The 26170-nt window shown below is 74.7% G+C and carries 25 protein-coding genes; 17 read left to right on the top strand and 8 right to left on the bottom strand.

Annotation, left to right across the window (positions count from 1 at the left end; genetic code table 11):
- Window positions 1-25: 25 nt before the first annotated feature.
- Window positions 26-1024, bottom strand: coding sequence for an SDR family NAD(P)-dependent oxidoreductase (locus D7M15_RS02105; protein WP_121515916.1), 999 nt, complete (start codon window positions 1022-1024; stop codon window positions 26-28).
- Window positions 1025-1213: 189 nt separating this feature from the next.
- Between D7M15_RS02105 and D7M15_RS02100 the strand changes: the two genes are divergently transcribed.
- Both D7M15_RS02100 and D7M15_RS02095 read left to right on the top strand, forming a co-directional pair.
- Entirely contained in the window at window positions 1214-1981 is a 768-nt protein-coding gene (locus D7M15_RS02100) for an SseB family protein (RefSeq protein WP_121515915.1), read from the top strand.
- 125 nt (window positions 1982-2106) lie between these two features.
- Window positions 2107-2898, top strand: a complete 792-nt coding sequence (locus D7M15_RS02095; protein WP_121515914.1) for an MIP family channel protein — start codon at window positions 2107-2109, stop codon at window positions 2896-2898.
- A gap of 42 nt (window positions 2899-2940) precedes the next feature.
- On the opposite strand, the gene D7M15_RS02090 is transcribed toward D7M15_RS02095, so the two are convergent.
- Window positions 2941-3315, bottom strand: a complete 375-nt coding sequence (locus tag D7M15_RS02090; RefSeq protein WP_121515913.1) for a DUF1844 domain-containing protein — start codon at window positions 3313-3315, stop codon at window positions 2941-2943.
- Window positions 3316-3664: 349 nt separating this feature from the next.
- On the opposite strand from D7M15_RS02090, the gene infC reads away from it, so the two are divergent.
- The 8 genes from infC to D7M15_RS02050 all read left to right on the top strand — a co-directional run bounded on the left by infC (window position 3665) and on the right by D7M15_RS02050 (window position 12661).
- Window positions 3665-4321 (top strand): translation initiation factor IF-3, encoded by a 657-nt coding sequence (gene infC / locus D7M15_RS02085; RefSeq protein ID WP_240649089.1) that lies wholly within the window; start codon window positions 3665-3667, stop codon window positions 4319-4321.
- A 111-nt stretch (window positions 4322-4432) separates the two neighbouring features.
- A complete protein-coding gene (gene rpmI, locus D7M15_RS02080) occupies window positions 4433-4627 on the top strand; it encodes a 50S ribosomal protein L35 (RefSeq protein WP_121515912.1) in 195 nt (64 codons plus the stop codon).
- A gap of 73 nt (window positions 4628-4700) precedes the next feature.
- Window positions 4701-5084, top strand: coding sequence for a 50S ribosomal protein L20 (gene rplT / locus D7M15_RS02075; protein WP_121515911.1), 384 nt, complete (start codon window positions 4701-4703; stop codon window positions 5082-5084).
- Between the two features lie 113 nt (window positions 5085-5197).
- Window positions 5198-6037, top strand: coding sequence for an RNA methyltransferase (locus tag D7M15_RS02070; protein WP_121515910.1), 840 nt, complete (start codon window positions 5198-5200; stop codon window positions 6035-6037).
- 110 nt (window positions 6038-6147) lie between these two features.
- Window positions 6148-7194 carry a PAS domain-containing sensor histidine kinase gene (locus D7M15_RS02065; protein ID WP_240649555.1) on the top strand — a complete coding sequence of 349 codons (1047 nt, stop codon included), beginning with the start codon at window positions 6148-6150 and terminating at the stop codon, window positions 7192-7194.
- Window positions 7195-7377: 183 nt separating this feature from the next.
- The gene (gene pheS, locus D7M15_RS02060; RefSeq protein WP_121515908.1) at window positions 7378-8514 is read left to right on the top strand and encodes a phenylalanine--tRNA ligase subunit alpha; all 1137 of its coding nucleotides are present in this window, start codon (window positions 7378-7380) and stop codon (window positions 8512-8514) included.
- Entirely contained in the window at window positions 8514-11039 is a 2526-nt protein-coding gene (gene pheT, locus D7M15_RS02055) for a phenylalanine--tRNA ligase subunit beta (RefSeq protein ID WP_121515907.1), read from the top strand. Before pheS ends, pheT begins: the two co-directional genes overlap by 1 nt.
- Window positions 11040-11344: 305 nt before the next feature.
- On the top strand, window positions 11345-12661 hold the full coding sequence (locus D7M15_RS02050; protein WP_240649088.1) for a PP2C family protein-serine/threonine phosphatase: 1317 nt from the start codon (window positions 11345-11347) through the stop codon (window positions 12659-12661).
- Between the two features lie 41 nt (window positions 12662-12702).
- Here the strand turns inward: D7M15_RS02050 and D7M15_RS02045 are convergent, their stop codons facing one another.
- Complete coding sequence (locus tag D7M15_RS02045) at window positions 12703-13563, bottom strand: 3-hydroxybutyryl-CoA dehydrogenase (RefSeq protein WP_121515906.1); 861 nt, start codon at window positions 13561-13563, stop codon at window positions 12703-12705.
- A 222-nt stretch (window positions 13564-13785) separates the two neighbouring features.
- Between D7M15_RS02045 and D7M15_RS02040 the strand changes: the two genes are divergently transcribed.
- A complete protein-coding gene (locus D7M15_RS02040; RefSeq protein WP_121515905.1) occupies window positions 13786-15114 on the top strand; it encodes a family 10 glycosylhydrolase in 1329 nt (442 codons plus the stop codon).
- Here D7M15_RS02040 and D7M15_RS02035 read toward each other — a convergent pair.
- Both D7M15_RS02035 and D7M15_RS02030 read right to left on the bottom strand, forming a co-directional pair.
- Window positions 15087-15290 (bottom strand): DUF1918 domain-containing protein, encoded by a 204-nt coding sequence (locus D7M15_RS02035; protein WP_121515904.1) that lies wholly within the window; start codon window positions 15288-15290, stop codon window positions 15087-15089. The two genes, D7M15_RS02040 and D7M15_RS02035, sit on opposite strands and share 28 nt — an antisense overlap.
- Before the next feature lie 142 nt (window positions 15291-15432).
- Window positions 15433-16419, bottom strand: coding sequence for a DMT family transporter (locus D7M15_RS02030; protein WP_121515903.1), 987 nt, complete (start codon window positions 16417-16419; stop codon window positions 15433-15435).
- Here D7M15_RS02030 and D7M15_RS02025 point away from each other — a divergent pair.
- The 3 genes from D7M15_RS02025 (at window position 16418) to D7M15_RS02015 (ending at window position 19354) form a co-directional block, all read left to right on the top strand.
- Entirely contained in the window at window positions 16418-17902 is a 1485-nt protein-coding gene (locus tag D7M15_RS02025) for a PLP-dependent aminotransferase family protein (protein WP_121515902.1), read from the top strand. The genes D7M15_RS02030 and D7M15_RS02025 overlap by 2 nt on opposite strands.
- A gap of 111 nt (window positions 17903-18013) precedes the next feature.
- Window positions 18014-18583 (top strand): histidine phosphatase family protein, encoded by a 570-nt coding sequence (locus D7M15_RS02020; protein ID WP_121515901.1) that lies wholly within the window; start codon window positions 18014-18016, stop codon window positions 18581-18583.
- 186 nt (window positions 18584-18769) lie between these two features.
- Window positions 18770-19354: a dihydrofolate reductase family protein gene (locus tag D7M15_RS02015; RefSeq protein ID WP_121515900.1), complete on the top strand. Its 585-nt coding sequence runs from the start codon at window positions 18770-18772 to the stop codon at window positions 19352-19354.
- Window positions 19355-19393: 39 nt separating this feature from the next.
- Here D7M15_RS02015 and D7M15_RS02010 read toward each other — a convergent pair whose 3' ends face one another.
- Entirely contained in the window at window positions 19394-20620 is a 1227-nt protein-coding gene (locus tag D7M15_RS02010) for a sigma-70 family RNA polymerase sigma factor (RefSeq protein WP_121520099.1), read from the bottom strand.
- Between the two features lie 237 nt (window positions 20621-20857).
- Window positions 20858-21214, bottom strand: coding sequence for a YciI family protein (locus D7M15_RS02005; protein ID WP_121515899.1), 357 nt, complete (start codon window positions 21212-21214; stop codon window positions 20858-20860).
- A gap of 157 nt (window positions 21215-21371) precedes the next feature.
- Between D7M15_RS02005 and D7M15_RS02000 the strand changes: the two genes are divergently transcribed.
- Window positions 21372-22172 (top strand): SDR family oxidoreductase, encoded by an 801-nt coding sequence (locus tag D7M15_RS02000; protein ID WP_121515898.1) that lies wholly within the window; start codon window positions 21372-21374, stop codon window positions 22170-22172.
- A 33-nt stretch (window positions 22173-22205) separates the two neighbouring features.
- Here the strand turns inward: D7M15_RS02000 and D7M15_RS01995 are convergent, their stop codons facing one another.
- Complete coding sequence (locus D7M15_RS01995; RefSeq protein ID WP_206337305.1) at window positions 22206-22763, bottom strand: hypothetical protein; 558 nt, start codon at window positions 22761-22763, stop codon at window positions 22206-22208.
- Between the two features lie 401 nt (window positions 22764-23164).
- On the opposite strand from D7M15_RS01995, the gene ppk2 reads away from it, so the two are divergent.
- Entirely contained in the window at window positions 23165-24067 is a 903-nt protein-coding gene (gene ppk2, locus D7M15_RS01990) for a polyphosphate kinase 2 (RefSeq protein WP_121520098.1), read from the top strand.
- 173 nt (window positions 24068-24240) lie between these two features.
- A complete protein-coding gene (gene asnB / locus D7M15_RS01985; protein ID WP_121515897.1) occupies window positions 24241-26070 on the top strand; it encodes an asparagine synthase (glutamine-hydrolyzing) in 1830 nt (609 codons plus the stop codon).
- Window positions 26071-26170 lie beyond the last annotated feature (100 nt).

Raw genomic sequence — 26170 nt, 5'->3', positions numbered from 1 at the left:
ACTGACGCGTGCGGGCGTACCGCGGTCAGCCCCCGACGCGTACCGCGAGCAGCTCCTCGCTCAGCTCCCAGAGCCGCCGGGCCGACACCGGGTCGACGGAGTGCGACGCCACCTCGGACGGCACGCTGTCGGCGGTGAGCGGCCGGGGCTCGTCGTCGAGGACGGAGATGTCGCTGTCCTTGAGGTAGACGCCGCCGAGCCCGTCCAGCAGCGGGCTGGCCGCGCCGAACACGACGGTGGCGGCGCCCTGTTCGCGGTTCTTCTTCCCTCCGGCGGGGTCGATGACGGGTCGTCCCGTCTCGTCGATGAGCCCCATCGCGCGGTGGCCCGCCGGGTCGGCCGCCCGGTTCAGATTGGTGCCGACGACGACGCCCGGGTGGGCGGCGAAGCCGCGGACGCCGTCGGCGGACCAGCGGCGGTCCAGTTCGACGGCGTGCAGGACGTTGGCGGTCTTGGACTGCGCGTACGCGGTGCCGGGTTCGTAGCCCTCGTCGAAGTGCGGGTCGTCCCAGCGGATGTCGGAGAACCGCTGCGCGCCGGAGCTGACGTTGACGACGCGGGCACCGCGTGCGGCGCGCAGCGCGGGCAGCAGGGCCAGGGTGAGCTGGAAGTGCCCGAGGTGGTGGACGGCGAACTGCTTCTCGTAGCCGCGCGCGTCCCGTTCGCGGGTGGCGGGGGCGGGGATGCCGACGCTGTTGACGAGGATGTGCAGGGGGCGGCCGGACGTACGGAGGCGGGCGGCGAACGCGTCGACCGACGCGGGGTCGAGCAGGTCGAGCCGGTCGCTCCGCACGCCGTCGATGCCCGCCTCCGCCAGCTCCTCCCGCGCCCGGTCCGGGTCGCGCGAGCCGGTGGTGACGGTGGCGCCCGCCCCGGCGAGGGCGCGGACGACCTCGCTGCCGATGCCGGTGTGGCCGCCGGTGACGACGGCGTTCCGCCCGGTCAGGTCGACGCCCGCGAGGACGTCGGCGGCGGTGGCGGCGGGGGTGAAGCCGGACGGGATGGGGTGCTGCCTGTGGGTCATACGACCGGTCCTCCGGTGCTGGGCAGGGGTTCCGCGGAAGCGGAACATTGCTCCGACTACGTTACGGAACGTGGTTCCGCTTCGCAAGTCGCGCGGCTCCCCGCCTCCCTCCCGGCTCCCCGTACGCACCGCCCCGCCCGCGTAGACCTGCCCGTACGGGCCGCCCCCGGCGCCGATACCCTCGACCGCGTGGCGCTCAAGAACATCCCCGACCCCGGCTTCTCCGGCGACGACGGCTCCGCCGACCCCGCCCTGGCCGACGCCCTCGCCGCCTGGCACGCCGACCCCGGCGACCCCGCGACCCAGCCGCGACTGCTCGCCGCCCTCGCGGGCGCCCGGCTGCTCGTACCGATCGTCGCCGTGCTCGGCGAGGCCGAGACCGGCCCCGACGGACTGCGCCGCGACAAGTCCAGCGACATGGCCGTCCCCACCCTCACCGCGCCCGGCGGGCGCCGCGCCCTGCCCGCGTTCAGCTCCACCGCCACGCTCGCCCGCTGGCAGGCCGACGCCCGCCCCGTCGCCGTACGCCTCCCGCAGGCCCTGCGTGCCGCCGCCCAGGAGGGCGCCGACACGCTGGTCGTCGACCTCGCCGGGCCCGTGCCGTACGAGCTGACCGGTACGGCCCTGCGCGCCCTCGCCCAGGGCCGTACCGGCGACCCCGCCGCCGGGCCGCCCGCGAGCACCCTCGACGATCCCGCCGTCACCGCCGCCCTCCGCGCGCTGCTGCCCGCCGAGCCCGCCGTACTCGCCGCCCACCTCGCCGCGGGCGGCGCCGCCAGCGACGGGACCCTCGCCGTCGCCCTCGACCCCGACGCGTCCGCGCCGGACGTCGCGCGGCGCCTGGCCGAGCGGCTGGCCGCCGACGGGGAACTGCGCGCCCGGCTCGTCCACGGGCTGGACCTGGCGGTGCTGCCGCCCGGCAGCACCCTCCCCGGTACGGCCCTCTACCGGCGCTGACCTGCGCCGCGGCCCCGCACGGGCCCGTCCGCCCGCCGCCGCGGACATGCGGACTCCGCGCGGCCGTCCCACACTCGGGAGGACGTCGGCCGACAGCGCCGACCCATCCCCGACTGGAGGGCGCCATGGCGTCGAACAAGGACACCGGGGCCCGTCCCGCCACTCTGAGCAGGCGCGTACGGGACCCGCGGACGATCGAGGGCAACGAACTCCTCGCGGCGGAGTGCCTCGGCACCCTGCTGCTGGTCTTCTTCGGGGTCGGCTCCGTGGTGCTGGCCTCCGAGTACATCGGCACGCTCGGCATCGCGCTCGCCTTCGGCCTGGTGCTGCTGGCCCTCGCGTACGCGCTGGGCGACGTCTCCGGCTGCCACGTGAACCCGGCGGTCACCCTCGGCATGCTGCTCGCGAAACGGATCGACCTGCACCTGGCCGTACGCTATTGGGTCGCGCAGGTCGTCGGCGCGATCCTCGGGGCGCTGCTGCTGTTCCTCGTGGCGAAGCAGGTGCCGGGCATCGACACGGACGAGACCTTCGGCAGCAACGGCTTCGGCGACCGCTCCGCGGTGCACATCAACACCTTCGGCGCCTTCGTCGCGGAGATCGTGCTGACGTTCCTGCTGGTCTTCGTCGTGCTGTCGGTGACCCACCGGCTCGCGGTCACCGGTTTCGACGGGCTGCCGATCGGCATGGCCCTCGCCGTGGTGCACCTCGTCGGCATCCCGCTGACGGGTACGTCGGTCAATCCGGCTCGGAGCATCGGCCCCGCGCTCTTCGCGGGCGGCGCCGCGCTCACGCAGCTGTGGCTGTTCATCGTCGCGCCGCTCGTCGGCGCCGCGCTGGCGGCCCTGGCGCACAACCTCACGCACCCGGCGGGGCTGGGCACCGGGCACGGCCCGAAGCCGGAGGAGGCGTACTGACGCGGGCGGGCGTGGACCGGGCCCGCCCCGCCCGGGGCGGGCTCAGCCCAGCACGGGCCCGGTGAACTTCTCGCCCGGCCCCTGGCCCGGCTCGTCCTTCACCGCGGACGCCTCGCGGAACGCCAGCTGGAGCGACTTCAGCCCGTCCCGCAGGGGCGCCGCGTGGTACGTGCCGATCTCCGTGGCGCTCGCCGTGATCAGCCCGGCCAGCGCGTGGATCAGCTTCCGCGCCTCGTCGAGGTCCTTGTGCCGGTCCCCCTCCTCGGCCAGCCCGCACTTCACGGCGGCGGAGCTCATCAGGTGCACCGCGACCGTGGTGATGACCTCGACGGCGGGCACGTCCGCGATGTCGCGCGTCATGTCGTCGAAGTCGGCGGCCTGCTGCCCGGCGCCCGGGTCCGCGGGGGAGTCGTCCATGCCGCCCAGCGTAGGTGACGCGGTGCCGCCCGCCGGTGCCCGCTCCGGCGGGCGGCGTACCGCCCGAACCCTGGTATGCTTGAACATCGACCGGCCGGAGACGCGAGCCCCTCGCAGTGTGCGAGTACGCAAGGCTCTCGCTTCCGGCCCACAAGTGGAGGCTCCGACTTCCCACCCGGTGGTCCTCGCGGACCGCGGGTCAACGGTCAGGCTGCGCCCCGCGGTGTCCGCGGCGGTGCTCCCGATCCATGAGGAGCCCCGCCTGTGTCCCGTCCGGGGCGTTTCGTGTGTCCGGGTGCGGGAGTTCGCGACATGTCCAGACCCTTGCGCGGCCGTCCGCCAGACCGCCGTGTGGTGTACCCGAGGAGGCCCCATCAGCGCCGAGCCCCGCATCAACGACCGGATTCGCGTCCCCGAGGTGCGACTCGTCGGTCCCAGCGGCGAGCAGGTCGGCATCGTGCCGCTTGCCAAGGCCCTGGAGCTCGCACAGGAATACGACCTCGACCTGGTCGAGGTGGCCGCCAACGCGCGTCCGCCGGTGTGCAAGCTCATGGACTACGGAAAGTTCAAATACGAGTCGGCCATGAAGGCCCGTGAGGCGCGCAAGAACCAGGCGCACACGGTCATCAAGGAGATGAAGCTCCGGCCGAAGATCGATCCGCACGACTACGACACCAAGAAGGGTCACGTCGTCCGGTTCCTCAAGCAGGGGGACAAGGTCAAGATCACGATCATGTTCCGCGGCCGTGAGCAGTCCCGCCCCGAGCTGGGCTTCCGGTTGTTGCAGCGGCTGGCCGACGACGTCCAGGAGTTGGGCTTCGTCGAGTCCAACCCGAAGCAGGACGGGCGCAACATGATCATGGTCCTCGGTCCGCACAAGAAGAAGACCGAGGCGATGGCCGAGGCTCGCGAGGCGCAGGCCGCCCGCAAGGCGGGCCGCCAGCAGGACAGCGGTCCTGTCGAGGAGCCCGTCGAGGAGCCCGCAGAGCAGCCCGCCGAGGCGTGAGCCCGGACGGGGCCGCTCGACCGGGAAGTACCGACCGAACCACATGACGCTCCCGCATGCCCCTCCACCCCGGTGGAGGGGGGAGCGCCACCGACGAGGAGAGACGGCGACATGCCGAAGAACAAGACGCACAGTGGTGCCCGCAAGCGCTTCAAGATCACCGGTTCCGGCAAGGTGATGCGCCAGCGTGCAGGCCGCCGCCACTACCTGGAGCACAAGCCGTCGACCCTGACGCGGCGCCTCGCGAACGACGTCGAGACGGCTCCGGCCGACGCCAAGAAGATCAAGAAGCTTCTCGGCAAGTAAGCCCCGTTCGACCGGAACCCCATCGATTCGGGCCGTGTGTCCTCACCGCGGCCCCGCTACAAGGAGTTGTCTAGTGGCACGCGTCAAGCGGGCAGTCAACGCACAGAAGAAGCGCCGGGCGATCCTGGAGCAGGCGAGCGGCTACCGCGGCCAGCGCTCCCGCCTGTACCGCAAGGCGAAGGAGCAGGTCACCCACTCCCTCGTCTACAACTACAACGACCGGAAGAAGCGCAAGGGCGACTTCCGCCAGCTGTGGATCCAGCGGATCAACGCGGCCGCCCGCGCCAACGGCATGACCTACAACCGCTTCATCCAGGGTCTGAAGGCCGCCAACATCGAGGTCGACCGCAAGATCCTGGCCGACCTCGCGGTCAACGACGCCAACGCGTTCGCCGCCCTCGTCGAGGTGGCCCAGAAGGCCCTGCCGAGCGACGTCAACGCGCCGAAGGCCGCCTGACGCCCCCGGCGCCCGCCGTCACCACGTCCGGACCCGCAGGCCCCGCGCCTGCGGGTCCGAACTGTTCCCACCGGGCCACGGCCGCGCGCCCGAGGCCCACCGAGAGGACCCCCGTGAACCCCCCGTCCGCCGCCCGTGTCTCCGCCGCGCGACGGCTCGGCCGCCGTACCTTCCGCGGCCGCGAGCGCCGTTTCCTCGCCGAGGGGCCGCAGGCCGTACGGGAGGCCGCCGCCCACCGCGCCGCCGGTGAGCCCGCGCTGGCCGAGCTGTTCTGCACCGCCGAGGCCGCCGAGCGGCACCCCGACGTCGTCGAGGCGGCCCACGCCTGCGGCGCGCGCGTCCACCTCGCGTCGGACGGGACCGTCGAGGAGCTGTCGCAGACCGTCACGCCCCAGGGGCTCGTCGGGGTCTGCCGTTTCCTCGACCGGCCCTTCGCGGACGTGCTCGCCGCGCGCCCCGCGCTCGTCGCCGTCCTCGCGCACGTACGGGACCCGGGCAACGCCGGTACGGTGCTGCGCTGCGCCGACGCGGCGGGCGCCGACGCGGTGGTGCTCACCGACGCGTCCGTGGACGTCTACAACCCCAAGTGCGTACGCGCGTCCGCCGGTTCGCTCTTCCACCTGCCGGTGGCCGTCGGCGTGCCCGTCGAGGACGCCGTCGCGGGACTGCGCGGCGCCGGGGCGCGGGTGCTGGCCGCCGACGGCGCGGGGGAGCACGACCTGGACGCCGAGCTGGACGCGGACCGCCTCGCCGGGCCCACCGCCTGGGTCTTCGGCAACGAGGCGTGGGGCCTGCCCGCCGAGACGCGCGCCCTCACCGACGCCGCCGTACGCGTGCCCATCCACGGCCTCGCCGAGAGCCTGAACCTCGCGACCGCCGCGGCGGTGTGCCTCTACGCGTCCGCCCGTGCGCAGCGCGCTCCCGGAGGGTGCCGTTCCGTCACACCGAGCTAGTAGGGTGGCCGACCGAGGACCCGAGGAGCCCAAAAGGGGGGTGCGCCGGGGTGGACCTCACCAGCACACGGCACGAGCCGTTCCGGCAGGCCCGTCCGTGGGCCGCCGAGCTGGGGCTGGACCCGGACGACCTCCCGGACGGACTGGTCGTCGCGGACAGCACGGGCCGCGTCATCTGCTTCAACGCCGCGGCGGCCCGCATCTGCGGCACGGACCCGTCCGACGTGCTGGGGCGGCCCATCCAGAGCGCGCTGCCCTTCCAGGACCTCGACGGCCACCGCTGGTGGCAGCTCACCGACCCGTACGGCGGCCTCGCCACCCGCAGCGGCCAGCCCGAGCGCGGCCTGCTGCTGGAGGGGCGGGAGGTGCTGGTCAGCGCGCGGTACGTACGGACGCGCCCGACCGGGCCCGTGCACCGGCTGGTGGTGGCGCTGCGGGGGACGGAGGCGCGGCGCCGCTCGGAGCGGTCGGACGCCGAGCTGATCGCCACCGTCGCCCACGAGCTGCGGTCGCCGCTCACGTCGGTGAAGGGGTTCACGGCGACGCTGCTCGCCAAGTGGGAGCGGTTCACCGACGACCAGAAGCGGCTGATGCTGGAGACCGTCGACGCCGACGCGAACCGGGTGACGCGGCTCATCGCGGAGCTGCTGGACATCTCGCGGATCGACTCCGGACGGCTCGAAGTACGCCGCCAGCCCGTCGACATGGCCGCCGCCGTCCGCCGGCACGTGCAGGCCCACACGACCGCCGGGCAGCCGCCGGACCGCTTCGCGACCCGTATCGTGGAGCCGCTGCCGGAGCTGTGGGCCGACCCTGACAAGATCGACCAGGTCCTCGGCAACCTGCTGGAAAACGCGGTGCGGCACGGCGAGGGCACGGTCACCATAGAGGTCGCACCCGCACCCCACCGAGGACACGACGAAGGAACGGCTGTCACCGTGAGCGACGAGGGCCCCGGCATCCCCGAGGAGTCGATGAGCCGCGTCTTCACGCGCTTCTGGCGGGGCAGCAAGCGCGGCGGCACCGGCCTCGGCCTCTACATCGTGAAGGGCATCGTCGAGGCGCACGGCGGGGACATCACCGTCGCCCGCGCGCCGGGCGGCGGGGCCCAGTTCCGATTTACGTTGCCCGCGGGTGCCCCGGCCTTCATGGCCTGAGTCGGCACCCGCGGGCTCCTCCGCCCAGCCAGTCCCGCCCAGACAGTGCGCCGCGTGCCCGGTCAGCGGCGTGGTCGGCGGTGGCCGCGGCGCGTACGGCGCGCGGCGGCGGCCCCTTTCCACGCCGTAGAATCGACCCCCGGCACGCACGCGCAGCCACGCCCAACGGAAGCACGGGAAGAGATGTCCGCACCGAACAAGTCGTACGACCCAGTCGAGGTCGAGGCACTGAAACCGGAAAAGATCGACCAGGCGCGGGAGGAGGCCCTCGCGGCCGTCGCCGCGGCCCCGGACCTGGAGGCGCTGCGCGAGGTCAAGGCCGCACACGCCGGTGACCGTTCCCCGCTCGCCCTCGCCAACCGCGAGATCGGCGCCCTGCCCCCGCACGCCAAGGCGGACGCGGGCAAGCGCGTCGGCCAGGCGCGCGGCGCGGTGAACAAGGCGCTCGCCGCCCGCCAGGCCGAGCTGGAGGCGGAGCGGGACGAGCGGGTCCTGGTCGAGGAGGCGGTGGACGTCACGCTGCCGTACGACCGGGTGCCCGCCGGGGCCCGGCACCCGCTGACCACGCTGTCCGAGCGCATCGAGGACATCTTCGTCGCCATGGGCTACGAGGTGGCCGAGGGGCCCGAGGTCGAGGCGGAGTGGTTCAACTTCGACGCGCTCAACTTCCTGCCCGACCACCCGGCGCGCACCACCACGGACACCTTCTTCGTCCAGGGCGACGACGACGGCGGCACCGACGCCGAGGACGCCAGCGGCCTGGTGCTCCGTACGCACACCTCGCCCGTGCAGGTCCGCTCCCTGCTGGAGCGCGAGCTGCCGGTGTACGTGATCTGCCCCGGCCGTGTCTTCCGCACCGACGAGCTGGACGCGACGCACACGCCCGTCTTCACGCAGGTCGAGCTGCTGGCCATCGACGAGGGCCTGACCATGGCCGACCTGAAGGGCACCCTGGACCACATGGTCCGGGCGCTGTTCGGGCCGGACATGAAGACGCGGCTGCGCCCGTACCACTTCCCGTTCACCGAGCCGTCCGCCGAGATGGACATGGTCTGCTACGTCTGCCACGGCGCGTCCGTCGGCGACGCGGCCCGGCCGTGCCGTACGTGCTCCAGCGAGGGCTGGATCGAGCTGGGCGGTTGCGGCGTCGTCAACCCGCGGGTGCTGGCGGCGTGCGGGGTGGACCCGGAGCGGTACAGCGGGTTCGCGTTCGGGTTCGGGATCGAGCGGATGCTGATGTTCCGCCACAACGTCGAGGACATGCGAGACATGGTCGAGGGTGACGTGCGCTTCACGCGGCCGTTCGGGATGGAGATCTGATGCGGGCGCCGCTTTCCTGGCTCCGGGAGTACGTCGACCTGCCCGCCGGCGAGACCGGCCGCGACGTCGCGGCCCGGCTGATCGACGCCGGGCTGGAGGTCGAGACCGTCGAGCGCCTCGGTGACGGGCTGAAGGGCCCGCTCGTCGTCGGGCGGGTCCTCGCGATCGAGGAGCTGACCGGCTTCAAGAAGCCCATCCGCTGGTGCCAGGTCGATGTCGGTGGTGCCAACGGCACGGGCGACCCGCAGAACATCGTCTGCGGCGCCACCAACTTCGCCGTCGGTGACAAGGTCGTCGTGGTGCTGCCCGGCGCCGTGCTGCCCGGCGACTTCCACATCGCCGCGCGCAAGACGTACGGCCACGTGTCCGAGGGCATGATCTGCTCCGCCGCGGAGCTGGACATGGGCGACGACCACGACGGCATCATCGTGCTGCCGCCCGAGTACGAGCCCGGCACCGACGCCGTCGAGCTGCTCGAACTCGTCGACGAGGTCCTGGACATCGCCGTCACCCCGGACCGCGGCTACACCCTGTCGATGCGCGGCGTCGCCCGCGAGACGGCCATCTCGTACGGGTTGCCGCCGCGCGACCCGGCGCTGATCGACGTACCGGCGCCGAACGAGTACGGGTACCCGGTCGAGGTCCTCGACGCCGAGGCGTGCGACCGCTTCACCGCCCGCACCGTGACGGGTGTACGGCCCGAGGCGCAGTCGCCGATCTGGATGCGGCGGCGGCTCCAGAAGTCCGGCATGCGGCCCGTCTCGCTGCCCGTCGACATCACCAACTACGTGATGCTCGAACTGGGCACCCCCCTCCACGCGTACGACCGGCAGCGCCTCGACGGCGCGATCACCGTGCGGCGTGCCGCGGCGGGCGAGCGGATGACGACGCTGGAGGGCGTCGAGCGGGTGCTGCGCGCCGAGGACCTGGTCATCGCGGACGCGTCGGGCCCGATCGGCCTGGCCGGGGTGATGGGCGGCGCGCACAGCGAGGTCGCCGACCCGGAGCAGGACCCGGAGACCGGCGAGTGGCGCGGCAGCACCGAACTCGTCGTGGAGGCCGCGCACTTCGAGCCGCTGACCATCGCCCGTACGGCCCGGCACCACAGGATGTCGACCGAGGGCTCGCGCCGCTGGGAGCGCGGTGTCGACCCCGACGCCGCCGCTGCCGCCGCGCAGCGCACCGTGGACCTGCTCGTCCTCCTCGCCGGCGCGTCCGCCGAGGCGGGCGTCACCGAGGTCGCCGTGCCCGCCGCCCCGCGCACGGTCGTGATGGCCGCCGCGCACCCCAGCCGCGTGGCCGGGGTGGACTACGGCCGGGAGACCGTCGTCCGCCGCCTCCAGCAGATCGGCTGCGACGTCCAGGGCCAGGACGAGCTGACCGTCACCGCGCCGTCCTGGCGGCCGGACCTGGTCGACCCGAACGACCTGGCGGAGGAGGTCATCCGGCTGGAGGGCTACGAGAACCTGCCGTCCACGCTGCCCCGCCTGCCCTCCGCCCGCGGCCTCACCGAACGGCAGCGGCTGCACCGCCGCGTCGGCCGGGCGCTGGCCGCCGCGGGCTACGTGGAGGCGCTGAACTACCCGTTCCTCAGCGAGTCCGTCCTCGACCAGCTGCGGCTGCCCGCCGACGACCCGTGCCGCCGTACGGTCCGGCTCGTCAACCCGCTCTCCGACGAGGAGCCCGCCCTCCGCACCACGCTGCTGCCCGGCCTGCTCGCCGCGCTCCGGCGGAACGAGGGGCGGGGCGGCGAGGGTACGCACGGCGGGCTCGCGCTGTTCGAGACGGGTCTGGTGTTCCTGCCCACCGGCGACGAGCCCCGGCCCGTACGGCTGCCGGTCGACGCCCGCCCCTCGGACGCGGACATCGCCGCGCTCGACGCCGCGCTGCCGCACCAGCCCCGGCACGCCGCCGTGGTGCTCACCGGCAGCCGGGAGCAGGCCGGTTGGTGGGGCCCGGGTCGTCCCGCGGACTGGGCGGACGCGGTGGAGGCGGCCCGTACGGTCGCCAAGGCCGCGGGCGTCGAACTCACCGTCACCAGCGGGGCGTACGGCCCCTGGCACCCCGGCCGCTGCGCGCGGCTGACGGCGGGGGAGCGGCACGTCGGCTGGGCCGGTGAGCTGCACCCGGGCGTCCTCAAGTCGCTGGGCCTGCCCGCGCGCACGTGCGCGATGGAGCTGGACCTCGACGCGGTCGAGGCCGCGTCGGCGGGGCCGGTGCTGGCGCCGTACGTGTCGACGTACCCGGTCGCGACCCGGGACGTGGCGCTGATCGTCGACGACGCCGTCCCGGCGGCGGACGTGGAGACGGCGCTGCGCGAGGGCGCGGGTGAACTGCTGGAGTCCGTGCGGCTGTTCGACGTGTTCACCGGTGAACAGGTCGGCGGCGGGCGGAAGTCGCTGGCGTACGCGCTGCGGCTGCGCGCGGCCGACCGTACGCTGACGGCCGACGAGGCGTCGGCGGCGCGGGACGCGGCGGTCGCCGCCGCCGTCGCGCGCACGGGCGCGACGCTGCGCGGCGCCTAGGCGACGCGCGTGCCCGGGCGGGCGGCAACGCCCGTGCGGGGCACGGCAGTCGGGGCGCGCGCCCGCGCACCGGGCGCGCGGCCCGCGCGACACCGGAGGGCGTCCACCGAGGGGTGGACGCCTTCCACCACGTCGGGGCCGTGCACGTCGCGGCGCCGCCGGAGTGGGATACGGTCGACCATCACCCGATCGTGTGATGAACGTGCCGAACGTGGCGGTGCGGACACACACCATGGCGACAATCGCCGCATCGAAGGGCCCCAGGCGAACAACGCCGCGGCGTGGTCCGCGAGGGGGGACGAGCAGTGAACGCCATCCGTACGCACCGGGCGGGGACTCCCCCCGCCCCCGCCAGTGGCGCGGGCGGCGCCCCGGGGATACCGGACGCGCCCCGCGCCCGGCTGCGCCGCCCCGCGCGGCGCGTCCTCGCGTACGCCCTCCCGGGGGTGTGGGCGCTGGCCGTCCTCGGCTGGCAGCGCCACGCCTGGGAAGTGCTCTGCCTCGTGCCGCTGCTCGCGGCGACGCCCGTCATCGCCTGCGCCCTCACGGGCAGCCGTACGGGCGTGCTGCTCGGCGGGGCGTACGCGCTGGCGGCCGTGGCGCTGCTGGCGCGGGCCGAGGTGTACGAGAAGCCGGAGCGCTGGGCGGGCACCGTCGTGGGCATCCTCGTCGCCGCGACCGCCGGATGCTTCGCGGCGGGCCAGCGCGCCCGCCTGAAGCGGCGGCTGCTGCGGGCCCGCCGGGCGGCCGCCGCGGCGCAGGAGACGGTGCTCCGCCCGCTGCCGCCCGTCGTCGGCGGGCTGGAGGTGGCCGCGACGCACCTGTCCGCGACGCGCGGGGCGACGCTGGGCGGCGACCTGTACGACGTGGTGGCCACGCCCTTCGGCGTACGGGCCGTGATCGGGGACGTGCGCGGCCACGGACTGCCCGCGGTGGGCACCGTCGCCTCGCTCCTCGGCGTCTTCCGCGAGGCCGCGCACGACGAGCCCGAACTCTCCGGCGTGCTGCGGCGGTTGGACCGGGGCCTGGCCCGCCACCTGCGCGGGCGGCACCCGGTGGGCGGCGAACTGGCCGACGCGGCCGAGGAGTTCGTCACCGTGCTGCTGATCGAGGTGCGCGACGACGGTACGGCGACGGCGCTCAACTGCGGCCACCCGTGGCCGTACCGGCTGCGGCCCGCGCCCGACGGCACGTTCCGGGTGCAGCCCTCGGCGGAGACGGAGCCGATGGCGCCGCTCGGGATGTTCCCGCTGCCCGGACCGCTGCCCCCGCCCACGCCGCTGCGGCTCCCGCCCGGCGACGCCCTGTTCCTGCACACCGACGGCGCGGTCGACGCGCGGGACGCGGCCGGGCGCTTCTTCCCGCTGGCCCGCGCGCTCACCGGCACCTGGCCGGGCACCGGCCGCCGCGGTCCGGGCCTCGCCGCCGGGCCCCGACCCCGTACGGCGGGCACGCCGGTCACCCCGGCGGTGCTGGTCGACTCCGTACGGGCGGGGCTGCTGCGCCACACCCGGGGGCGGCTGGCCGACGACGCGGCCGTGCTCGTGCTGCGCAACGCGCGTCACCCCGCCGCCCCGGCCACCCCCGCCGCGCCCACGGCCACCGCCGGGGCGCAGGGGTAGCGCGCACGACTGGACGGCCGTCGCGGCCGGGGTGCGCGGCGTCAGTCGTACGGGTAGAAGCCCGCGCGGGACTTGCGGCCCAGGCGGCCAGCGTCGACCATGCGCTGGAGCAGCGGGGGAGCGGCGTACAGCGGCTCCTTGAACTCGGCGTACATCGAGTCCGCGACCGACGCCACCGTGTCCAGGCCGATCAGGTCGGTGAGCTTCAGCGGGCCCATGGGGTGGGCGCAGCCCAGCTCCATGCCGTTGTCGATGTCCTCGCGGCTGGCGATGCCCGACTCGAACATGCGGATCGCGGACAGCAGGTACGGGATCAGCAGCGCGTTCACGACGAAGCCCGAGCGGTCCTGCGCGCGGATCGCGTGCTTGCCGAGGATGCCGCTGACGACGGCCTCGGCGCGCTTGATCGTCTCGTCCCCGGTGGTCAACGCCGGGATCAGCTCGACGAGTTGCTGTACGGGCGCCGGGTTGAAGAAGTGGATGCCGATGACCTGGTCCGGCCGGGAGGTGGCGACGGCCAGCTTGACCAGCGGGATGGACGAGGTGTTCGAGGCGAGGATGGCGTCCGGACGGGTCACCACCTGGTCGAGGACCTGGAAGATCTCCGTCTTGACCTGCTCGTTCTCGACGACCGCCTCGATCACCAGGTCGCGTTCGGCGAACTCCCCGAGGTCCGTGGTGAAGGTGAGCCGGTCCAGCGCCGCGTCCCGCTCCGCTGCGGAGAGCTTGCCGCGTTGGGCGGCCTTCTCCAGGGAGTTGACCAGGCGGGTCCGGCCGTACTCCAGGGCCTCGCCCGTGGTCTCGGCGACCTTGACGTCGAGTCCGGCCCGCGCGCACACCTCGGCGATACCGGCGCCCATCTGGCCGCAGCCGACCACTCCGACGCGTTGGATGTCGGTCACATCGTGCCTTTCGCAGATCAACGGGTCCGTGCGGCCGCCCCCGGATACGCCTCCGGCCGCCCCGCACGCCGCCCGACGTTACCCCGCCGGGTCGTTACCGGGTCGGCGGGGTGCGCACGGGGCATGCTGGCTCGTACGGACATCAGCGGGCGATCGGGCCGAACAGGACGAACGCGGCGCGGTCGGCCGGGACGCGGCGGAGACGCCGGGAAGGCGGGCGGCATGACGCGGAGAGCGGGCACCGGCGGGGCGGGGAGAACCGGCGCGGCAGCGGGCGGCGGTGGCGGTACGGGCGGCGCGGCCCGTACGGGAGGGAGGTGGCGCGCCGGGCTCTCCCGCCGCGGGTTCACCGTCGCCGCCGTCGGCGCGCTGAGCGGCGCGGTGACCTCCGCGGACACGGCCGCGGCGGCGTACGGCCGCCCCGCGCGGGGCGAGGTGCGCGGCATGTGGATCGCCAGTGTCGACAACCGGGACTGGCCCAGCGCCTCCGGCCTGAGCCCCGACCGGCAGCGCGCCGAGCTCGCCGCGCACCTGGACACGGCCGTACGCCGCGGCCTCAACACCGTCTACTTCCAGGCCCGTCCGACCGCCGACGCCCTGTGGCCGTCCCCGTACGAGCCCTGGTCGCAGTGGCTCACCGGCGAACAGGGCCGCGACCCGGGCTGGGACCCGCTGGGCTGGGCGGTGCGGGAGGCGCACGCGCGGGGGCTGGAGCTGGAGGCGTGGTTCAACCCGTACCGGATCGCGCTGCACGACGACCCGGCCCGGCTCGCGCCCGAGCACCCGGCGCGACGGCACCCGGACTGGGTGGTGCCGTACGGCGGGAAGCTCTACTACAACCCGGGCCTGCCGGAGGTGCGCCGCTTCGTGCAGGACGCGATGCTCGACGCGGTGCGGCGCTACGCGCTGGACGGCGTGCACTGGGACGACTACTTCTACCCGTACCCGGTCGCGGGGGAGGTCTTCGACGACGCGGAGGCGTACCGGCTGCACGGAGACGGCCACGCCGACCTCGCCTCCTGGCGGCGGCACAACATCGACCTGCTGGTGACGGAGACGGCCGCCCGCATCCGCCGTACGCCCCGCCGCCCCCGGTTCGGCGTCAGCCCGTTCGGGGTGTGGCGCAACAGCGGTACCGACCCGCGCGGCTCGGACACGGCTGCGGGCGTGCAGACGTACGACGACCTGTACGCGGACACGCTCGGCTGGGTGCGGCGCGGCTGGATCGACTACGTCGTGCCGCAGCTCTACTGGAACATGGGCTTCGCCGCCGCCGACTACGCGAAGCTGGTCCCGTGGTGGGCGGAGGCCGTACGGGGTACGGGTGTCGCGCTGCACGTCGGGGAGGCGCTCTACAAGGCGGGCGACCCGGCGCAGGCCGCGCCCTGGCAGGACCCGGCGGAGCTGTCGCGGCACCTCACGTACTGCGCGGACTTCCCCGAGGTCTCCGGGCACGTCTTCTTCTCCGCGAAGGAGGTGTCCGAGGACGTGATCGGGGCGATGGGCCGGGTCGTCGCGGACCACTACCGTCCGGGGTCGGGCTCCTCGTGACCGCGCACCACCGAGTCCGGTCCGGGGGAGAGCACCGTCTCGTGCCCGTCCTCGTACCGGACCCGGTAGGGCGGGCCGCCGTCCGGGCCGATGACCTCGACGATCTCCGCGACCTGGTCGAGTCGGCCCACGGTCCGTCCGTGGACCAGCAGTTGGTCGCCCGTGTTCGCGTGCATGAGGGACCTCCGGTGCGCGGGGGCGGGTCGGGTGAATGTGTCGTGGGTCACATTCTACGGCCCTGGCGCCGTCACGCGCCCCGCGCGCACGGGAGCGCGCGGAGGGCGCCCGTGCCTGCCGCGGGGCGCCCCCGCGCCGTCCTCAGGCGCGGCTGCGCTGGGTGACCGCGATGCACACCAGCACGCCCGTGGCGGCCACGGGCGCGGCCGGGGACAGCTTCTCGCCGAGCAGCAGCACCGACCAGACCAGGGTCAACAGCGGTTGCGCCAGCTGGAGTTGGCTCGCGCGGGCCACGCCCGTACGCGCCAGACCCCGGTACCAGACCACCAGCCCGAGGAACTGGGAGCCCGCCGCCACCCACAGCAGCCCCGCCACCGCGTGCGCGCCGAGCGTCACGGGCTCGGCGCGCAGCGCGCACACCGCGCCCACCGCCGCGAACGGCAGGCATGCCACCAGCGCCCAGCCGATCACCTGCCAGCCGGGCATCTCGCGGGCGAGCCGCCCGCCCTCCCCGTACGCGGCGGCGCAGATCAGCAGCGCGCCGAGCAGGTAGAGGTCGCCGCGCGACGCCCCGCCGCCGCTGTCGTGCAGCGCGAACGCGAGGACGACGGCGGCGCCCGCGAGCGCGGCGGCCCAGAACGTACGGGACGGGCGGTGGCCGGTGCGCAGCGCGGCGTACGCGGCCGTGGTCAGCGGCAGCAGGCCGACGACGACGGCGGCGTGCGAGGTGGACGACGTCTCCAGCGCGAGCGTGGTGAGCAGCGGGAAACCCACGACCGTACCGGCGGCGACCACCGCCAGACCGGGCCAGGTGGCGCGGGGCGGGGGCGGCACCCGGTACGCGAGGAGCGCGCCGCCCGCGAGGAGCGCGGCGAGCACGATCCGGGACGTGGTGACGGACCAGGGGCCGAAGCCCTCCAGGGCCCAGGCGGTGCCGGGGAAGGTGAGGGAGAAGGCGAGGACGCCGAGCGCCGCGAGCAGGAGCCCGCCCCGGTCGGACAGCCCGGGGTCGGCGGACGTACGGGGTGCGGGCGCGGGTGCGGGGGCGGACGGGGAAGCGGGGGAGGCGGGGTCCGGGGCGGGGACCGCTATCCCCGACGGGTCGATAGCGCTACTCTGCTCTCTCATGCAACACCGTAGCAGTGTGGCCGATCTGGCCGCCGTCCTCCGTGCCGAACTGGAGCGCTACTCCCCGGGGGAGAAGCTGCCGTCCAGCCGTACGCTCGTCGACCGCCACCGCGTCAGCCCCGTCACCGTCTCCGGCGCGCTCGCCGCGCTCGTACGGGAGGGCCTGGTCGAGACCCGGCCCGGCGCCGGGGCGTACCGGGCGCGCCCGCGCGCGGCGGCGCACACCGGGGGCGACACCTCCTGGCAGGAGCTGGCGCTCAGCGCCGACACGCCCTCCGACCCGGCGCCGCGCGCCGTCGACGCCGGCGGCGTCCTCGCCACGCTCCCCGAACCCCCGCCCGGCGTCATCGAGTTGAACGGCGGTTACCTCCCCGCCGCCCTCCGCCCCGAACGCGCGCTCGCCGCCGCCCTCGCCCGCGCGGGGCGCCGCCCCGGCGCCTGGGGGCGGCCGCCGCTGGAGGGCGTGACGGAGCTGCGGGAGTGGTTCGCCGCCGAGATCGGCGGCGGTACGGGCGCCGTCAGCGCCGCCGAGGTGCTGATCACCGCCGGGGGCCAGAGCGCCCTGACCACCGCGCTGCGCGGGCTCGCCGGTCCGGGCGCCGCCGTGCTCGTCGAGTCCCCCACGTACCCCGGGATGCTGGCCGCCGCCCGCGCCGCCGGGCTGCGCCCCGTGCCCGTACCGGTGGACCGTGACGGCGTACGGCCCGACCTGCTCGCGCGCGCCTTCCGGGCCAGCGGCGCGCGGGTGTTCGTGTGCCAGCCGCTGTTCCAGAACCCGACCGGCGCGGTCCTCGCCGCCGACCGGCGCGGCCCGGTGCTGGCCGCCGCCCGCGCGGCGGGCGCGTTCGTCGTGGAGGACGACTTCGCGCGGCGGCTCGCGCACGCCGACGCGGGGCCGCTGAGCGGCACCCTGCGCGCCGACGACCCGGACGGCGTCGTCGTGCACATCAGCTCGCTGACCAAGGCGACGTCACCGAGCCTCCGCGTCGGCGCGCTGACGGCGCGCGGCCCCGCCCTGGAACGGCTCCGCGCCATCCAGATCGTCGACAGCTTCTTCGTCCCCCGCCCTCTCCAGGAGGCCGCCCTCGAACTCGTCGGTGCCCCCGCCTGGCCCCGCCATCTGCGTACGGTGGCGGGCGAGTTGACGGTACGCCGCGACGCGCTGCTCACCGCGCTGGCCCGGGAGCTGCCGGACGTGCCCGTGCCGTACGCGCCGCGCGGCGGCTACCAGCTGTGGCTGCGGCTCCCCGACGGCACGGACGAGGCCGCGCTCGTCGCCGCGGCACTCCGTGCCGGAGTCGCCGTCGCGCCCGGCCGCCCGTACTTCGCGGCCGAGGCCACCGCCCCGTACGTCCGCCTCAGCTACGCGCCCGCCGCGGGCGCCGCCGAGATCGCGGAAGGCGTACGACGGCTGCGCGCGGCCCGTACCGGAGCGCCGGTCGTCGGCGGCGGGGCGGCCGGGGACGGCGGCGCGACCGGCTGAACGTTCCGCCCGGCGCACGTATCCGGACAAGCCGCGCGGCCCCGTGGAACCGCGCCCGACGGGCGCCGCCGGGGTATCGAACTCGGGCGCGCGGCGGCCTACGATCGCCGGATGCACCTTCGTGTGACGCTGCTGACGGCCGCCCGCAGCTCCTCGGTGCTCGACGTGCGGTTCGAGGACGACCGGCCGCTGGACACGACCGGGTGGCACGAGGTGCAGCGCGCCGTGCCCGGCCTGGCCCGGCTGGCCGCCGCCCAGCTGCGGTACTGCTCCCCGTCGCGCCGCTGTCGCGAGACCGGCGAGCTGCTCGGGCTGTCGCCGCTCGCCCAACCCGCCCTGCGCGACTGCGGGATGGGGCGCTGGCGCGGCCGTACGCTCCAGGAGGTGGCCGCCCGCGAGCCGCGTTCGGTGGACGCCTGGCTCACCGACCCGCGCTCCGCGCCGCACGGCGGCGAGTCGCTGCTCGCGTTCATCTCGCGCGTCGGCGGCTGGCTGGACACCCGGCCCGTGGACGGCGACGGCGAGTGGGTCGTGGCGGTCGCGGAACCCTCAGTCGTACGGGCCGCCCTCTGCTACGTGCTGAAGGCGCCGCCGCACTCGTACTGGCGGATCGACACGTACCCGCTGACCCCGCTGGTGTTCACCGGCCGGGCCGGGCAGTGGGCGCTCAGCGTGGAGTGAACGGCGCCGGGGGTGCCGGTGCGACGGGCGCCGCGGCGCGCCCGAAAGGTGGATGCGGCGGCCCCGGCGGGTCCGTACAGTCGCCGCCTGTGACCGTCGCCGCGCACCACCGGCGCCACCGCCCGCGCGCCTCCACCGCCGCGCGCACGCACGTATGCACGTCCGCACCACTGACGGGAGAACGGGATGCGCAAGCTGACCTACTACATCGCGTTGACCATCGACGGGTTCATCGCCGCCCCGGACGGCACGGCCGACTTCTATCCCATCGGTGAGGACATGACGCAGTACCTCACCACCGAGTACCCGGAGACCCTGCCCACCCACATCCGCCGGATGCTCGGTTTCGACGACGCCGCGAACCGGCACTTCGACACCGTCCTGATGGGCGGCGCCACCTACCGGATCGCCCTCGACGAGGGCAACACCAGCCCGTACGGGCACCTGCGGCAGTACGTCTTCTCCCGCGCCGACTCCCCGTCGCCCGACCCGGACGTCGAGTTCGTCGCCACCGACCCGCTGGCCCGGGTGCGGGAGTTGAAGGCGGAGGACGGCGGGCAGGGCGTCTACCTGTGCGGCGGCGGCGAGCTCGCGGGGCTGCTGCTGCCGGAGATCGACGAGCTGGTCACGAAGGTCTACCCGGTGGTGGCGGGCGGCGGCATCCCGATGTTCGCGACGGACTTCGCGGGGCCGGTGCCGTTCGCGCTGACGGACAGCCGGACGTTCGGCAACGGCGCGGCGGTGCTCACGTACGAGCGGGTCCGCGACTGAACGGGGCGGGTGTGCGTACGGGGGCGGTGCGCGGGCGGGTCACGGCGCGGCGCGCGCGGCCCGTTCCCGCAGCAGCTCCCGTTCGCGCGCGTTGCGGGTGAGCGCCGCCGCCCGCTCGAACTCCGCGCGCGCCTCCTCGCCCCGGCCGAGCCGCTCCAGCAGGTCGCCGCGGACGCTGGGCAGCAAGTGGTAGTCCCGCAGGGCCCGTTCACCGAGCAGGGCGTCCACCAGGGCCAGCCCGGCGGCGGGCCCCTCGGCCATCGACACGGCCACCGCCCGGTTCAGCTCCACGACCGGTGACGGGCCCAGCGCGGCCAGCCGCCCGTAGAGCGCGGCGATCGCCGCCCAGTCCGTGTCCGCGTACCGCGCCGCCCGCGCGTGACAGGCCGCGATCGCCGCCTGGAGCGAGTACGGGCCGGTGCCCGCGCGCCGCAGGGACTCCGTACCGCGCCGGATCAGCAGCCGGTCCCACCGGGACCGGTCCTGGTCGGCCAGGAGCACGGGCCGCCCGTCGGGCCCGGTGCGGGTCGCCGTACGGGACGCCTGGAACTCCAACAGCGCGGCCAGCCCGTGCACTTCGGGCTCCCCGGGCACCAGGCCCGCGAGGACGCGCACCAGCCGCAGCGCGTCCTCGCACAGCGCGGGCCGCAGCAGGTCGTCACCGGCGGTGGCGGAGTAGCCCTCGTTGAAGACGAGGTAGACGACCTCCAGGACGGAGGCCAGCCGGGCGTCACGGTCCGCGCCGCACGGCACCTCGAACGGGACCCCGGCCTTCGCCAGCGTCCGCTTGGCGCGCACGATCCGCTGCGCGACGGTCGCCTCGGACGTGAGGAACGCGCGGGCGATCTCCTCCGTCGTCAGCCCGCCCAGCAGGCGCAGCGTCAGCGCGGTGCGCGCCCGCGCCGACAGCACCGGGTGGCAGGCGGTGAAGATCAGCCGCAGCAGGTCGTCGTCGATGCGGTCCGGGTCGTCGAGGTCGGCCGGGTCGGGCGGCGGCACGTCCTCCAGTGCCCGGCCGACCTCCGCGAGCTTCCGGGCGTACGTCTCCCGGCGGCGTACGAGGTCCACCGCGCGGTGCCGTGCGGTGGCCGTCAGCCAGGCGCCGGGCCGGTCCGGCACGCCGGACTCCGGCCACCGCTCCAACGCGGCGACCAACGCGTCCTGCGCCAACTCCTCCGCGATGCCCACGTCCCGTACGACGCGGGCGACTGCCGCGATGATCCGCGCCGACTCGATCCGGAACACGGCCTCGACGGTCGCGGCGATGTCGGCGGAGCCCGTGGCGCGCGCCGTCCCCGGCGTGCTCGCTCCGGCCGCCCGCGCCGCCGCGTCCTCCCGTACCGGTTCCCGTACCGGCGCGCTCTCCCGCGCGTTCCCCGCCGTCACCGCCACATCACAGCAGCCGCGCGGGGGGCGGGCAACCGCGGCCACCCGCCCCGTACGCACGCGCCCTCCCGTACGCACGCCGCCCCCCCGTACACCCGCCCCGCCCGTCCCCCGTCCTCAGTCCTCGGAGATCTGCCGCACCTCGGCCGTCAGGTCCTCGTGGCGGCCCTGGATCTCACCGAACCGCCGCGCCCACTCCACGGCCTCCGCCCGGTCCCTGGCCTGGACGACGGTGTAGCCGCCGATGACCTCCTTGCTCTCGGTGAACGGGCCGTCGGTACGGCTGAGTTCGCCGCCGGTCCAGGTCAGCCGGGTGGCCTCGGAGGTACGCGTCAGCTCGCCCATGTCCAGGACGACCCCGGCCCGGCTGATCTCCTCGTACAGCTCGCCCATCCGCCGCTGCGACTCCGGGTCCGGCCCCTCGGCGGTCTGCTTGCTCTCGTTGTGCGTGACGATCGTCAGGAAGCGCGGCATGGTGACTCCTCGGTGCGCGGTGCGGGGACCGTCCCCGCCTCTCACCCGTACGTCGAACGGGGAGGGCCCGGATCGACAACCCCGCCGTTCTCCTCCGGAATTCTTTCCGGGAATTCTCGTGTGCGGGCGACGGCACGCGTGCGGTACGACTGTGCCCATGACGAGAACCAGCGGAACGGACCACGTCGCCGTCGTCACGGGCGCGAACCACGGCATCGGCGCGGCCACGGCGCGGACGCTCGCCGCCCGGGGGGTAGCGGTGCTCTGCACGTACCTCCGGCTGCCGCCGGCGGACGGAGGGGAGCCGGGGCCCGGGGCCGCGACCGGCGAGGCGGTCGCGGCGGAGATCCGCCGGGCGGGCGGGCGCGCGGCGGCGTACGAGGCGGACCTCGCGGACAGCGCGACGCCCCGCGCCGTCTTCGACGCGGCGGAGGAACTCCTCGGCCCCGTCGACATCCTGGTCAACAACGCGTCGGGCTGGGTCCAGGACTCCTTCACGCCCGACCCGGAGGACCGCTTCGGGCGGCCGCTGCGCCCGGTGACGGAGGACACCTGGTCGCGGCAGTTCCGGGTGGACGCCCTGGCCCCGGCGCTGCTCATCGGGGAGTTGGCCCGCCGCCACCGCGAGCGCGGCGCCCGCTGGGGGCGGATCGTCGGGCTGACCTCCGGCGCCGAACTCGGCTTCCCCGGCGAGGTCTCGTACGGTGCCGCCAAGGCCGCGCAGACCCACTACACCCTCTCCGCCGCCGCCGAACTGGCCGGCATCGGCATCACCGCGAACGTGGTGCACCCGCCCGTCACCGACACCGGCTGGGTCACCGACGAGGTCCGCGCCTTCGTCGCCGCGAGTCCCACGCACTTCCACGTGGCCGAGCCGTCGCAGGTCGCGGACACCATCGCGTTCCTCGTGTCGGAGGAGGCGGCGATGGTGAGCGGGAACGTGCTGACGCTGCGCTGACCGGCGCCCGTCCGGTGGCGGCGACCCCGGCGGTCAGCGGCGGCGGCCCCCGCTCCGCCGGCCGGGCCGCCCGGCGCGGGTGGCGCGCGCCCAACCCGCCGGGCCGCACGTCCAGTCCAGGGTGAGGGAGCCGCCGTCGGGCAGCGCGTGCCAGCGGTCCGCGTACGTGTCCAGCCGCGCCGCGATCCGTTCCGCCAGCGGGTCCGGGGTCCATCCGGCCAGCCACGGCGGCAGGGACGTGCGCTGCCCGCGCCGCAGCTCCCACAGCATCAGGCAGGCGCCCGCCAGCTCCTCCGAGCGGCCCATGTCGGCGCTCGCGCGGGGCGTGGGCCGCCGCGCCTTCTCGCGGCGGCGGGCGCCCGCCCGTTCCGCCGGGTCGGCGGGCCAGAAGAAGCCCAGCTCGCCCGCGGCCAACCGCCCGTACACCCCGCCGCGCAGCCCGGCCTCCGCCTCGACCACGAAGTGGACGAGGTCGTGCGGCAGGTATGGGTGGTGGCCGGGGCCGCCGCGCGGCGCCAGCGCGGGGCCGTGCTCGCGGCGGACGGCGACGGAGTACGAGCGGCCGGGGCCCTTGGTGAAGGTGACGTCCATGCCCGCCACGGTACGGAGCCGGGTGCCGCCCGCGTACGGGTTTTCCGCCCCCGCAGGGCCTGCCCGGCCGCTCCCGCAGGGCACCACCAGCAGGTCATGGGGCCGCCCGCCGATGGAATGCTGCCAAATGGGCACACGGAATGTGATCTTTGCACCGAACCTTTCCGGGAGGGACCACCGTGGGCACCGACGCCGAACCGCGTGACGAGGAACGGACCGCGCACCCGTACGACGAGCAGACTCCGGACGCGGACGGTACCGGGGCGGAGGCCGCCGACCTCATCGAGACGGAGCCGTTCGACGCGGACCCGCACGAGGCCGATCTGAGCGGGGCCGACCTGGGCGGGCTCGACCCGGACGACGAGGGCAGGGCGACGCTCCTCGACGGCCGCACCGTGGACATGAGCCGCCCGGAGCGGCCGAAACTGCTGAACGCCGACGGCAGCCCCGTCGACACCTGGCGCGAGAACCACCCGTACGACGAGCGGCTGCGGCGCCGCGACTACGAGCGGACCAAGCGCGTCCTCCAGATCGAACTGCTGAAGATGCAGCGCTGGGCCAAGGAGACGGGACAGCGCGTCGTCGTCCTCTTCGAGGGGCGGGACGCGGCGGGCAAGGGCGGCTCCATCCAGCGCTTCACGGAGCGGCTCAACCCGCGCGGCGCCCGCGTGGTGGCGCTGGAGCGGCCGACCGAACGGGAGACGGGCACCTGGTACTTCCAGCGGTACGTGGCCCATCTCCCCACGCGCGGCGAGATCGTGTTCTTCGACCGGTCCTGGTACAACCGGGCGGGTGTGGAGCGGGTGATGGGCTTCTGCACGGACGCGCAGTACCGCACGTTCCTCGAACAGGCGCCGTTGTTCGAGGAGATGCTCGTCCGGGACGGGATCCTGCTGGTGAAGTTCTGGTTCTCCGTGTCGCGGGAGGAGCAGCGTACGCGGTTCGCGATCCGCCAGATCGATCCCGTACGGCGCTGGAAGCTGTCGCCGACGGACCTGGCGTCGCTGGACAGGTGGGACGAGTACACGGCCGCGAAGGTCGCGATGTTCCGCGCCACGGACACGGCGCACGCGCCGTGGACGGTGGTGAAGAACAACGACAAGCGCCGCGGGCGGTTGGAGGCGATCCGCAGCCTCCTCGCGCGCTGCGACTACCCGGCGAAGGACGAGGCGGCGGTGGGCCGTCCGGACCCGCTGATCGTCGGGGCGGCGGACACCCTGCTGGAGCCGGGCGAGGAGCCGGACGGGCTGTCGCCGACGCCGCTGGCGGGGCCGGACCGGGGGCCGGGCGTCCATCCCGACTGACGTTCCGCGCAAGGGAGTTGGTCGGGCGGGGGAGAGGCTTCCGAAACTTCGCCTTAACACAACTTTACTGTCGGAAATGCCACACGGCGGTCCGGGCGGCCCGCGTGGATCCATTGCATGTATGGGGCACTAGTCATCTCAGGCAACCATCTGCGAGACGACTTGGGGTGCGTATGTGCGGAATCACCGGCTGGGTCTCCTACCGCCGCGACCTGACGTCCCACCGGCGCGACGTCGACGCCATGACCGCGACCATGGCGTGCCGCGGCCCGGACGCCGCCGGTACGTGGCTCTCGCCCCACGCGGCCCTGGGGCACCGGCGGTTGGCCGTCATCGACCTGCCCGGCGGCGCCCAGCCCATGACCGTCGAGACGCCCGACGGCGCCGTCACCATGGTCTACAGCGGTGAGGCGTACAACTTCACCGAACTCCGCGCCGAACTCCGGCGCGCCGGGCAGCACTTCGACACCGACTCCGACACCGAGGTCGTCCTCCGCGGCTACCTCGTCTGGGGCGAACACCTCGTCGACCACCTCAACGGCATGTACGCCTTCGCCATCTGGGACGCGCGCGTCGAACGGCTCGTCATGGTCCGCGACCGCATGGGCATCAAGCCGTTCTACTACTACGAGACCGACGACGGCGTCCTCTTCGGCTCCGAACCCAAGGCCATCCTCGCCAACCCCCTCGCGGAACCCGTCGTCGGCGTCGACGGACTGCGCGAGCTGTTCGCCGGGGCGAAGACCCCGGGCGCCGCCGTCTGGGAGGGCATGAACGAGGTCCGCCCCGGCGAACTCGTCCTCCTCGACCGCTCCGGGCTGCGCCGCCGCACGTACTGGAAACTGCGGTCCGAGCCGCACACCGACAGCCAGCAGGAGACCGTCGCACACGTACGGGAACTGCTGGACGACATCGTGCGGCGGCAGCTCGTCGCGGACGTTCCCCGCTGCACGCTGCTCTCCGGCGGCCTCGACTCCTCGGCGCTCACCGCGCTCGCGCAGCTCCAACTGCGGCCGAAGGGGGAGACGGTGCGCAGCTTCGCCGTCGACTTCCCCGACCAGGACAAGCACTTCCAGGCCATCGACGTCGCGCCGACGCAGGACACCCCGTACGTCCACGCCGTCGCCGAGCACGTCGCCAGCGACCACCAGGACATCGTCCTCGACGGCGACGTGCTCGCCGCCCCGGACGTACGCCGCGCCGCCGTCGGCGCCCGCGACCTGCCGATGGGCATCGGGGACCGCGACAACTCCCTCTACCTGCTGTTCGCCGCCGTACGCCGCCACTCCACCGTGGCGCTGTCCGGCGAGTCGGCGGACGAGGTCTTCGGCGGCTACCCGTGGTTCCACGACGACCGCAGGCACGAGGAGACCTTCCCGTGGCTCGCCGGGCAGCACTCCCTCGTGGACTCCGGCGGCAGCGTCGCGGAGGACCTCAAACCCGTCCTGGCGATTCCGGAGTTCCTCGCGGAGAGCTACCGCACGGCCGTCGCGGAGACACCCGTACTGGACGGCGAGACCGGCCTCGACCAGCGGATGCGCGTCGTCAGCTACCTGCACCTGAGCCGTATGGTGCAGATCCTGCTCGACCGCAAGGACCGGATGAGCATGGCGGTGGGGCTGGAGGTCCGCGTCCCGTTCTGCGACCACCGCCTCGTGCAGTACGTCTTCAACGCCCCGTGGTCGCTGAAGACGTTCGACGGCCGGGAGAAGAGCCTGCTGCGCGCCGCGACGCGGGACGTGCTGCCGCGGTCGGTCGCGGAGCGCAAGAAGAGCGGCTACCCCGGCACGTTCGACCCCGCGTACGTCGCCGCCATCCAGCGCCAGGCGGGCGACCTGCTGCGCGCCGGGCACCAGGCGGTGTCGCTCGTCAGCCAGGAGGGGTTGGCGGCGGCCACGTCCGGGCCGGCCGCCGACCTGACGCAGCGTCAACGGATGCTGCTGGAACGGGTCCTGGACCTCGGCGCGTGGTTCGACCTCCACCGCCCGACGGTGAAGCTCTGACCTGACCGTGACGCTCCGTGCGTCATGAGGGCGTGACCTTCCGGCATCCTCCTCGGCGGGGGCCGGTCCCGGGCGCGGGATCGGCCCCCGCATTGCCTTG

Origin of the sequence: Streptomyces sp. Z26 (genome assembly GCF_003665095.1) — a bacterium.
Lineage (GTDB): Bacteria > Actinomycetota > Actinomycetes > Streptomycetales > Streptomycetaceae > Streptomyces > Streptomyces phytohabitans.
This window is presented reverse-complemented; position numbering and strand designations above follow the sequence as displayed.